Here is a 10694-nt window from a genome sequence, read left to right as displayed (position 1 = left end):
AGATATTGTAGAAATAAAGGACAAAGCTGGGCTGACCCTGAATAAGTATGAATATGACCTGTGGGGAAATATGGAAAGCAAGCAGGAAACGTTGTCCAATCCGTTCTTATATGCAGGAGAGCTATATGATGAAGAATCGGGCTTGATTTATCTGCGTGCTAGATATTATGATCCAAATGATGGAAGATTTATAACAGAGGATACGTATAAGGGGCAAGTGGATAATCCGCTTAGTTTGAATCGGTATACGTATGTGCACAACAATCCTGTTAGTAATGTTGATCCTACGGGGAATTGGTGTGAATCTAAGGATGGAAATTGGGCACATCCTGGCGGATGTAGTAGTAAATCCAGCAAAAAGTCTCATGATAATGATCATAGTGGTGACTTTATCATTGAAAACGGTAAAGTTATTGGGGCTTTCAAATATGATGATGGTAGTGGGGCCAGAGAATTAGAAGGATTTGAAGATCCATTTACTTACATTACAGGTGTTGGTGGGCTACTAAAAGGGGCAATCAAGGCTGGAGCTAAAAAAGCTTCACAAGAAGCTACAGCTACTTTTATCAAAATGGATTTGCAGTTTTTTTCTAAAATTAATTTAAGTATTAAACCTGCTGTAAGTAATAAAAAATTACAAAACATTGTAAATGAATTGTATAAAGGGCAAAATATGCCTAAATTAATCGGAAATGGAATTACTATGGATGCTATTCGTTTTGAGCTGAAAGCAGGTATACCAGTTGGTGGAAAATTCCATAGTCAAAAAGGTCGAGACTATAGCAGAGCATTAGAAAAATTAGTGAATAATAATACATTAAATCATCAGGAGAAACAGATTGCGCAGGCGTTATTAAATGATCTGAGAAATGCTTTAGCTGGTAAATAAAGATATTGGGAGTGAATTAAACATGGAGTACAATGATTTAGTTCAAACATTGTTAGTAGAAATACCAGAACTTAACCCTGTGTATGAAGAAGAAATTGAGTGGTTAAAGGAAGATTTACCTCATGTAATTTTTGGTATTGTTTTTAATCCGTATTTAATTGAAATTCTGAATTTACATGACCAAGAGAAAAAACTAAAAGCGATTTTTATATTCTTAGAAAAAATGGCAATGAGTTCTGATGAAAAAGTAAAGGAGGTATTAGTTACCACTATTCTTGAATCGTTAATAACGGAAAGGAACATTATTGTTAAAGCAAAGCATTATATGGGGAGTGTAACAAAGAAATTGTGTGAACAGCTAGAAATAGCATATGGATACTAAATAAATTTATTCGACACCTCATTGGGCCGTTATTCTCGGTGAGGTATTGATTTAAATTATAGTGATAGTGGTAGAAGACATCCTAAAATGGGTGGATGAAAACCAATACAATGATTAACGACGCTTTACTTTCCGGTAATTACTTAGAAACTATGAATAAAGCTAAAGATATGAAGTTGGAGGATTTATCTGGCTGTCTAGTTTCATCCTTGTTAAACCATCTATTACGTCATATTGACGGAGCTTATAAGTCGGCTTTATTTCATAGTAGGAGAGCATTAGAGTTATCTCCTAACATTATTAGTTTGAAAGAAAATTTGTTGTTTTTTCATACCGTTCCAGATCGATTGATATGTAAAGAGGAGGCTATAAAGTATATATTTTACCCCAACGAGTAATCTCGTTTGGGGTTTCTTTTTGCTTTGAAACAGCCACTCAAAAGATGAAGAATCGTGCTTGATTTATCTGCGAGCAAGGTATTATGGGTATTATGATCCAAATGATGGAAGGTTTATAACAGAGGATACGTATAAGGGGCAAGTGGATAATCCACTGTCGTTGAATCGGTATACGTATGTGCATAACAATCCTGTGAGTAATGTTGATCTTACTGGGAATTGGTACGAATCTAAGGATGGAAAATGGGCACACCCAAATACAACTAAACATATGGTTGATTACCTGACTAAAAACCCTCAAGTGAAAGAACTCAGCCCGAAGAGTAAACAGATGATAGAACAGGCAATGTTGACTAGTTTTAGGACGGCTGTGGAGAAGGCTGTACCAAACCTTAAATCTGGAAAAAATTTTATGAATATAGGACAGTGGGAAATTGGAATAAATGTCTCTGAGACTGAGGCCGTGATTTATCACGCCTTATTCAAATAATTGGGGAGGTATGTATATATGAAGTTACGTTATTCGTCTGTCACGGGTTAGACTGTAAAGAAACTAATGATGGATATTATCATGAGCAAATGGGAAATTACACCTTCTATCTTATTGAATAACTTTTTATATTGTTTATTTGGTGATATTGAGGTGGCAACAGTGATACAAATAAATGAGAAGTTTGGTTGTTTACTTGACTGTCAGAAGGAACTTTCAGGTTTTTTTATTAGCAACCTTAGCGATCAAGAGATAAAAGTGTTTCATAATGCTAACTTAGTGTAATCTCATATTAATTGCCCCAACTAGTAATCACAGTTGGGGTTTCTTTTTTCCTATAGAAAAAGCTAGATAAAAGAACAACCTCCAAGCTCGGAACATCTGGGGGAATGAGCTTCTCTACCGGGATGATGTATAGGATGAAAAACAAGGCTATTACTTATACAAATGCCCATGGTGAAATCGTAGAAATAAAGGATAAAGACGGGCAAACCCTGAATAAGTATGAGTACAACCTATGGGGAAATGTGGAAAGCAAGAAGGAAACGATGTCCAATCCGTTCTTGTATGCGGGTGAGATATATGATGAAGAATCCGGCTTGATTTATCTGCATGCCAGGTATTATGATCCAAATGATGGAAGGTTTATAACGGAGGATAAGTATAAGGGGCAAGTGGATAATCCGCTTAGTTTGAATCGTTATACGTATGTGAAGAATAACCCGCTGCGCTACATTGATCCTACGGGGTAATGGGAACAAAATATTGGTGCTAACTGGGTAATGCTAATGATATAAGAGCGAAAATGACTAAAGCAGGATATGCCCAGTCAGATATTATGCAATCCTCGAATGCTATAATTCCTGATTCACAAGTGATGAAGATGGCACGAGAATCTGCTCCAAGGCTTACTTTTATCGCAGACTTTAATAAAGCAATATGGGATTATCCAGGAGAAGCCGCTGCAGTCAAAGGTGCGTTTATCATTGGAAGTATATTTAATAAGGGGAAGGGCTTTAGTAAGCTAGACGAAGGATTAAACTTTGCTGCTAAAGCTGCTCAGCATATGGATGAAGCTGGAAGATTTGTGCCTGTTCAAATTCAACAAGCGGTTATAAAATACGGGAAAGGATTTGCTGACCCAAGAGGCTCCCAAGCTAAGATGTATTACGATATAATTTATCGAAATGGTAAAAAGTACAATATAGAAGTGCTCTACGATGTAGCTACGAACACAGTCTATCATTTTGAATATGCAAGGAAGGCTATGGGTCATCTCCCAGCTATACCGAAGTAAAATGAATGAGGTGGAGAATGTGAGCGAACGAACTCCTAAAGAACGCTTGTATTGGCTAATTGAATTATTACAGAAAAACGAGATTGAATTACTAAAATTCTGTGATGAGTTTTCGTATACCTACAATATTGATCTCGATTATGATGAGTTAACAGAACTTGAGAGTGAGATGTTTCGTAATCTAGCGGACGTTACCTCAAGATTTTCTCCCTACGAGGAGGATCATAAACTCGATCCAAAAGCATTTTATAAAATAGAGGATGTTAGAGAAGCGGTTAGTATAGTAGTAAATAAACTGAACATTCGAAGGAACACGTAAAATCGTTTTTAACCCCCTAAACGAGTATCAATGCTCGTCTGGGGTTTCTTTTTGGCCTGTAGAAAGAGGAGATGAAAAGAATAACCTCTAAACCTGTTAAATTTTAGGGTATGGACTACTCTACCACATGATGTGTAAAGACAAAAACAAGGTTATTACTATACAAATGCCCACGGTGATATCGTATAAATAAAGGATAAGTCTGGTCAAACTCTAAATAAGTATGAGACGATCTATGGGGAAATGTAGAAAGCAAGCAGGAAAAGATGTCTAACCCGTTCTTGTATATGTTGATCCTACTGGGAATTGGTGTGAATCTAAGGATGGAAAATGGGCACATCTTGGCGGATGTAGTAGTAAATCCAGCAAAAAGTCTCATGATAATGATCATAGTGGTGACTTTATCATTGAAAACGGTAAAGTTATTGGGGCTTTCAAATATGATGATGGTAGTGGGGCCAGAGAATTAGAAGGATTTCAAGATCCATTTACTTACATTACAGGTGTTGGTGGGCTACTAAAAGGGGCAATCAAGGCTGGAGCTAAAAAAGCTTCACAAGAAGCTTCAGCTATTTTTATCAAAATGGATTTGCAGTTTTTTTCTAAAAATATAGGACAGGGTTGGATTAAACATGAGGTTTATAATGAGGTAAGGAATAGATTTGGTAAAGATGGTATCAAAAAATTTGTAGAAGCAATGAATAAGGGTTTGTTTGGTCCAGAAGGTCAAAGTGGGATAAAGATGCTTAGTGGAAAAGGGATTGAAGTTGGAAAATAAACTATACAAATATGAAATAAAAGTAAAAGGCCAGTATGGAGATTGGAGAATCTATGGAAATTATGATTCAAAATGAGGTCGTATTATCTTTGATAACTTTAGTAAAGGGCAAGGCAGAGGACATTGATGGAGTGGAAACGTGAATGAATACAAATGAACTGATCAGTTGGGCGAAAGACAAAAAAGTAGAAGAAAAAAGTATCGAGGGATTTTGGAAAGCTTTTGAGAGTTATCGTTTAGAATGTGCAGAGGAATTTGAAAGGTATTTTGGTATCTATAATAAAGATGAATTAGAAATAAAATTAAAGAGAATATCATTAGATGTTGGAGACTGGCCAAGATGTAATTATAACCATGTTGTTAGCTACTTACCTATAATTTATATGGGTAAAGAACTAGGAAAATATAATATGCTTTTTAAACTATCAGGTGAAATATACGATGATTATTTAGTTATGTATTAGTATTACTGAAGGCCCTTAAGTGAAAAGTTGACATTCACTTAAGGGCCTTTTTATTCTTGTACCTACTTATATCATCTATTTAATAAAAAGCGTAGATTAGTATTAAACGGCATGCTATTCCTTATTATAGATAGATAACGATGTCAGGTTTAAAACGGAGGATACGTATGAGGGACCAGTGGATAATCCTCTTAGTTTAAATCGGTATACGTATGTGCATAACGATCCACTAATTAATCTGACCCGACAGAGAATTTTGCTTTTCCGGTTTCTCCGCTTTAACATGTGCTGTTGATATGGCGAATTGCAAGACAAATCTTGATGCACAAGTATCGGCAGGTAAGAAGATAGCAACTGAAGGAGCAAATTTCTTACTAGTAGACGATATAATACGCTTTTGGATCCGACTAAATCATTGGGTGAAAAAGCTTTTACTGCCGCTAGCCTTTTCCCATTTGCAAAAGTTCTTAAAGCAGCTAAAATTAATGTTAAAATTAATAAAGCTGTCAAAGCAATTTCAAAATGTAATTGCTTTATAGCAGGTACAAAGGTATTGACTGACGAAGGGGAGAAACCTATTGAGGAAATTGAGGTAGGTGACAAAGTCCTAGCTAAAGACGATGAGACAGGTGAGATGGCTTACAAGAAAGTTGAATGGCTCTTCCAACGTGATGTAGAGGAAACATATAATATTACTGTTGATGATGAAGTCATTACAACTACTGACGAGCATCCATTTTGGATTATCGGTAAAGGTTGGGTGGAATCCAAGAATCTTGTCGTTGGCGATGTTCTAACAACCTCAGATGGCAAGGAATTAGCCATTGAGAAGATCGGGGTTAAGAAGGAACCTAAGACTGTTTATAACTTTAAAGTGAAGGATTTCCATACGTACTTTGTATCTAACTTAGAAATATGGACTCATAATTCTTGTGGTGTTTATAAATGGGGTAACCAGAAGACTTTACAAGACCATTTTGTTAGACATGGGGGTGATTTTGGAACAAAGACTCCTGATGAGTATGCTAAAAAAGCAAATGACTTCTTTAATAACAAAAAAAATATCAGGTTAAGACTGATGCTGATGGCACAATTAGAGTATATGATCCCAAAACAAACACATTTGGTTCATACAATGCTGACGGTACAACCAAGACTTTTTATAAGCCGTCATCTCCTACTTATTGGAGTAGACAACCAGGGAAGTGAGGGTTCAATTTGAAAAATCAATGTTTTGTATGTAATTATGACGGACTTTATGAACCTCCATATGATGACAGAGGTGTTCCCTCTGATGAAATTTGTCCATGTTGTGGATTCCATTACGGTTACGATGACGATGATGTAGCTGATAAAGGGGTTGTTTATCAAGAATGGAAAGAAATGTGGGTTAGTAACGGTTGTAAATGGTTCTCGAAAGGACGACAGTCCCCAGAAGGTTGGAATCCGTCCGAACAATTGAAGAAACAACAATAATTATTCTTTGCCTTGAGGAGTTTCCTCAAGGCTTTTTCTTCCCCACGAAGTACCTAATGATTCTGGCTTGAAATTTATCTGAGTTATTATCCGATGATGGGAGAGTTTATTACCGGAGGATACGTATAAGAGGCAAGTGGATAATCTACTGAGTGTGAAACGGTATACATATGTGCATAACAATTCTGTTAACAATGTTGACCCTACTGGGAATTGGTGTGAATCTAAGGATGGAAGGTGGACACATCCTGGCTCATGTAATAACAAGGGCATTAAATTCAGCTTGATTTGGAAAAGTCGTGTTTTCTGTAGAGGTGGATAGGCAAGGAAATCGACGTACTCTTGTAGAAAATACCTATGCGGAGGATGGAAACCGTTTAGTTGCGATGTATCCGTATGGCAAAAAAGAAAGAGGAACCACGTACAGCTATCACAGTGATGGAACCCTAAGAACTGTCACAGACGCCCTGAAACGAACGACTACCATGAAATACGCCAATCAGGATCAGGGTAGCAGTCTAATAACACCGGTAGAAAAAACGATTGCTCCCAATGGATTAGAAACCACACAGCTTTATGATCGCTATGGACAAATGATTGCCAGTCTGGTTCATACAGCAGACGGCACGTTATCAACGGAAACTAAAATGCAGTATGACCGCTTTGGCAATCCAACGCATAAGCAGATCACAAATGAACAGGGAGAAAAACGCAGCTGGGACTACAAATATGATCTGCGAGGAGAACCCATCTATATAAAAGACCCGGAAAAGAACGTATATAAATTCCAATACGATGCAAACGGGAACCTGATGAGTACCTTCGAAAATGACAAGGAGACGGCCCGTTACGTATACAATGGTCTCCTCATGGAAGCTTCGCGAAATTGACCCCGCTACCAAAAAGGTCAAAGAGAACTACGAATATGACAAGAGTGGGAATCTGGCAAGCTTTACGGATCAAAAGGGAAATACTCGGAAATGTAGGTATACGCCATTCTATGAGCTGGATACGCTACAGGTCTTGTCAGGCAAAAAAGTAGTAGAGACAGAGAAAAATACCTACGATCAGACGACACGCCAGCTCCTCACACAGCAAAACAACGATCAAAGGTTTCCTATACGTATGACGGCTTTTTACGCCCAACTTCTATGACCACATTTGGACGTACGTACGTACAAAAATACGAGGATGAAGATGATACCCCGGACTCGATTGTGTATCCAGATGGAACTGCAACAGCTTACACCTATGATGAGCTAGGACGCATCTTATCCGTTAAACATCCAGGCATGGGTAAAATCACTTATGAGTACGACACATCCACAACAGGTGATACCGTTCATGTCCAGTATCCAAACGGTACCAAAATCGAGAAAGGCTTCAACTCATTTGGCCAGACAACAGACGTGCAGCATTTCCAAGCCAACACCAAAGCATGGACAGAGCAAAACCAATATAATGGCTTTGGAAATCTAGTGGAAACAACGGTAAACCAATCCACTTCCACGTTCGGCTACGATAAACTGGATCGGATTCGTAATGAAACAACACCGACAAGAGAACAAACATACACGTATGACGAACGAGGCAATCGCCAAAGCCTTGTAACAGCCAAATCGGCAACAATCGTAGACAGTTCATATACCTACGATGCACTCAACCGTCTCAAAACCTATGCAAAAAATGGAAAAGAAGGCACCTACACATACTATCCGGGTGAGCTTAGGGCAAGTAAAGAAACAGACGGCAAAACAACTCACTATGTCTATCTAAACGGCAACGTGATTGAGGAGTTAGATAAAAAGAACAACCTCCAAGCCCGCAACATCTGGGGAAATGAACTACTTTACCGCGATGATGTAGAAAGCAAAAAACAGGGCTATTACTATACAAATGCTCACGGTGACATTGTAGAAATAAAGGATAAGACCGGGCAGACCTTGAATAAGTATGAATATGATCTCTGGGGAAATGTGGAAAGCAAGCAGGAAACGATGTCCAATCCGTTCTTATATGCGGGTGAGATATATGATGAAGAATCGGGCTTGATTTATCTGCGTGCTAGATATTATGATCCAAATGATGGAAGGTTTATAACGGAGGATACGTATAAGGGGCAAGTGGATAATCCGCTTAGTTTGAATCGGTATACGTATGTGTACAACAATCCACTAATTCATTCTGACCCGACAGGTAATTTTGCTTTTCCTGTTTCTCCATCTTTAGCATGGCCGTTGATATGGCGAATTGCAAGACAAATCTTGATGCACAAGTAACGGCAGGTAAGAAGATAGCAACTGAAGGAGCCAATTTCTTACTAGTAGACGATATAAATACGCTTTTGGATCCGACTAAATCATTGGGTGAAAAAGCTTTTACTGCCGCTAGCCTTTTCCCATTTGCAAAAGTTCTTAAAGCAGCTAAAGTTGAAGTTAAAATTAACAAAGTAGCCAAAGCAATTTCAAAATGTAATTGCTTTACAGAAGGTACTAAGGTATTGACAGACGAAGAGGAGAAACCTATCGAGGAAATCGAGGTCGGGGATAAGGTTCTTTCCAAGGATGAAGAGACTGGCGAGGTTACGTACAAAGAGGTTACGGCTACGTTCAACCATGAGACGGATGAGATTTACCAAATCCATGTGGGCGGTCTGATTATTGAATCGACCTTCAATCATCCGTTTTATGTGAAGGATAAAGGATGGACGTTCGTTAAAGACCTCAAAGTCGGTGACTTGCTTGTTCAAAGTGATGGGAATACACTCACGGTAGACAGCATTAAATTGGAGCATAGGCAAGCAACAGTTTATAACTTGAGGGTTGACGGTTTCCATACCTATTTCGTGAGTAACCTTGGTATTTGGGTTCACAATACTAATTGTTGGGGCAAGTTTAGCGCGGATGACTTGAAGAAATTAGGACAGGCTGACCAAAAAGACATTAAGAGAATTACTGGAAATGCTGATGATGCTTTTGGCTTCTTTAAAGAGCAGGTTAGAAGCTACAAAGAAGTTTCACCGGGAGTTTTTGTTGGGAAGGATGCAAATGGGGTTACTTTTACCTATCGTGCATCTTCTAAATCTGGACCTCCGACAATCGACGTAAACGGAATAAGTGGAGTTCGGAAAGTCAAGTTTTTGGAGGATTGATATGAAAAAGATTACTGAAATTGAAGCCATAAAAAATCTTGAACGTAATTTCTATAAGGTGTTCAAGAATAAAGACCCCTTTGATAATTGCTTTACTGATAATATCCAAGCTAAGTTACTTTTGTTTCCTACTGATGGATATTACCTTCAAGAAGAGCAGTTTAATGTTCTTCGTCGAGCAATCAGCCATTTTGGGGAAGTTGACTGCTTTATTTCCGAAATTGAAGGTGACTGCTTTTCCGAGTCCTTATCCAGTGGGTCTTACGAACATAGTCACTGGGGGGGCGCGCCTTCATCAACATTCAAGGATTATACAGATATTCCTATTGTAATTGAAAACGCAGTTTATTCGACTTGTGGCAATTGGGGAGTAATTATTTCCCACGAACGGCATGCAGTGTTGGGTGGTAGTACAGAGTTGATAGAACTGGTTCAGTGTTTATACCCCCAGTACGTGACTTGCAAACAAAGATTTATTGAGTACTGGGAACATAATCAAAGAGAGTATAATTCCAACATTGACTGGGTGAATGAATTTCTAAAACAATTTTCATATTGATTTCTGACCTCAAGAATGAGCACTCCTTGAGGTCTTCTTTTTACCCCTACCCAGTCACGATTGAACTGGGCGGCTATCGATAGTTGCGACGTTATTTACGTTTTAGCGAATTTCAGAAAAACAGTGAGAAAAGTTTATCTATGTGGGCGTTGATTTACATAAGCGGACAATACCGCCGTTGTCATCAACTGTTGGAATGAGAAGCTAGAGGTCATCCAGTTTGAGAACAAGCCCTCCGCATTTCTTGGGGTGGTAAGCAAGGTCAAGAAACATATGCAGGAAGGCACCATGCGATGTATTTTAAAGGTGTAAAAAACTAGCAGTCACATCCCATAGCATCTCTTATAAACTTACCCCAAACGAGTAGTTAATTACTCGTCTGGGGTTTCTTTTTGGTCCTAGAATACGAGGAATATTAGAGTAAACAAAATCAACAGGGGAAAAACATAGCTGGTACTATAAGTATGATTTACGCGGAAAGCCCATCTATA

10 protein-coding genes and 3 pseudogenes are annotated in these 10694 nt (G+C 38.2%); all 13 read left to right on the top strand.

What is annotated here, in order from left to right:
- Window positions 1–889: RHS repeat domain-containing protein (locus QZ995_RS23230; RefSeq protein WP_301812273.1), on the top strand; the 889-nt coding region annotated here is incomplete at its 5' end.
- Window positions 890–911: 22 nt separating this feature from the next.
- Window positions 912–1271 carry a DUF7674 family protein gene (locus tag QZ995_RS23225; RefSeq protein WP_003337456.1) on the top strand — a complete coding sequence of 120 codons (360 nt, stop codon included), beginning with the start codon at window positions 912–914 and terminating at the stop codon, window positions 1269–1271.
- Between the two features lie 441 nt (window positions 1272–1712).
- Window positions 1713–2159: pseudogene (locus tag QZ995_RS23220) on the top strand (RHS repeat-associated core domain-containing protein); the annotation flags it as partial.
- Between the two features lie 419 nt (window positions 2160–2578).
- Window positions 2579–2911 (top strand): RHS repeat-associated core domain-containing protein, encoded by a 333-nt coding sequence (locus tag QZ995_RS23215; protein ID WP_437124764.1) that lies wholly within the window; start codon window positions 2579–2581, stop codon window positions 2909–2911.
- Window positions 2912–2964: 53 nt separating this feature from the next.
- Window positions 2965–3456: a hypothetical protein gene (locus QZ995_RS23210; RefSeq protein ID WP_301812272.1), complete on the top strand. Its 492-nt coding sequence runs from the start codon at window positions 2965–2967 to the stop codon at window positions 3454–3456.
- A 19-nt stretch (window positions 3457–3475) separates the two neighbouring features.
- A complete protein-coding gene (locus QZ995_RS23205) occupies window positions 3476–3775 on the top strand; it encodes a magnesium and cobalt transport protein CorA (RefSeq protein WP_301812270.1) in 300 nt (99 codons plus the stop codon).
- Window positions 3776–4041: 266 nt separating this feature from the next.
- Window positions 4042–4245 (top strand): hypothetical protein, encoded by a 204-nt coding sequence (locus tag QZ995_RS23200; RefSeq protein ID WP_301812268.1) that lies wholly within the window; start codon window positions 4042–4044, stop codon window positions 4243–4245.
- A gap of 113 nt (window positions 4246–4358) precedes the next feature.
- The gene (locus tag QZ995_RS23195) at window positions 4359–4553 is read left to right on the top strand and encodes a hypothetical protein (protein ID WP_301812266.1); all 195 of its coding nucleotides are present in this window, start codon (window positions 4359–4361) and stop codon (window positions 4551–4553) included.
- Between the two features lie 143 nt (window positions 4554–4696).
- Window positions 4697–5017, top strand: coding sequence for a hypothetical protein (locus QZ995_RS23190; RefSeq protein ID WP_301812264.1), 321 nt, complete (start codon window positions 4697–4699; stop codon window positions 5015–5017).
- A gap of 145 nt (window positions 5018–5162) precedes the next feature.
- A pseudogene (locus QZ995_RS23985) lies at window positions 5163–5945 on the top strand (polymorphic toxin-type HINT domain-containing protein); the annotation flags it as partial.
- A 290-nt stretch (window positions 5946–6235) separates the two neighbouring features.
- Entirely contained in the window at window positions 6236–6493 is a 258-nt protein-coding gene (locus QZ995_RS23180; protein WP_301812260.1) for a hypothetical protein, read from the top strand.
- 290 nt (window positions 6494–6783) lie between these two features.
- A pseudogene (locus QZ995_RS23175) lies at window positions 6784–9377 on the top strand (polymorphic toxin-type HINT domain-containing protein); the annotation flags it as partial.
- A 268-nt stretch (window positions 9378–9645) separates the two neighbouring features.
- Window positions 9646–10203 carry a hypothetical protein gene (locus QZ995_RS23170; protein WP_301812258.1) on the top strand — a complete coding sequence of 186 codons (558 nt, stop codon included), beginning with the start codon at window positions 9646–9648 and terminating at the stop codon, window positions 10201–10203.
- Window positions 10204–10694: the final 491 nt, after the last annotated feature.

The organism is Brevibacillus laterosporus (genome assembly GCF_030489605.1).
Lineage (GTDB): Bacteria > Bacillota > Bacilli > Brevibacillales > Brevibacillaceae > Brevibacillus_B > Brevibacillus_B laterosporus_E.
This window is presented reverse-complemented; position numbering and strand designations above follow the sequence as displayed.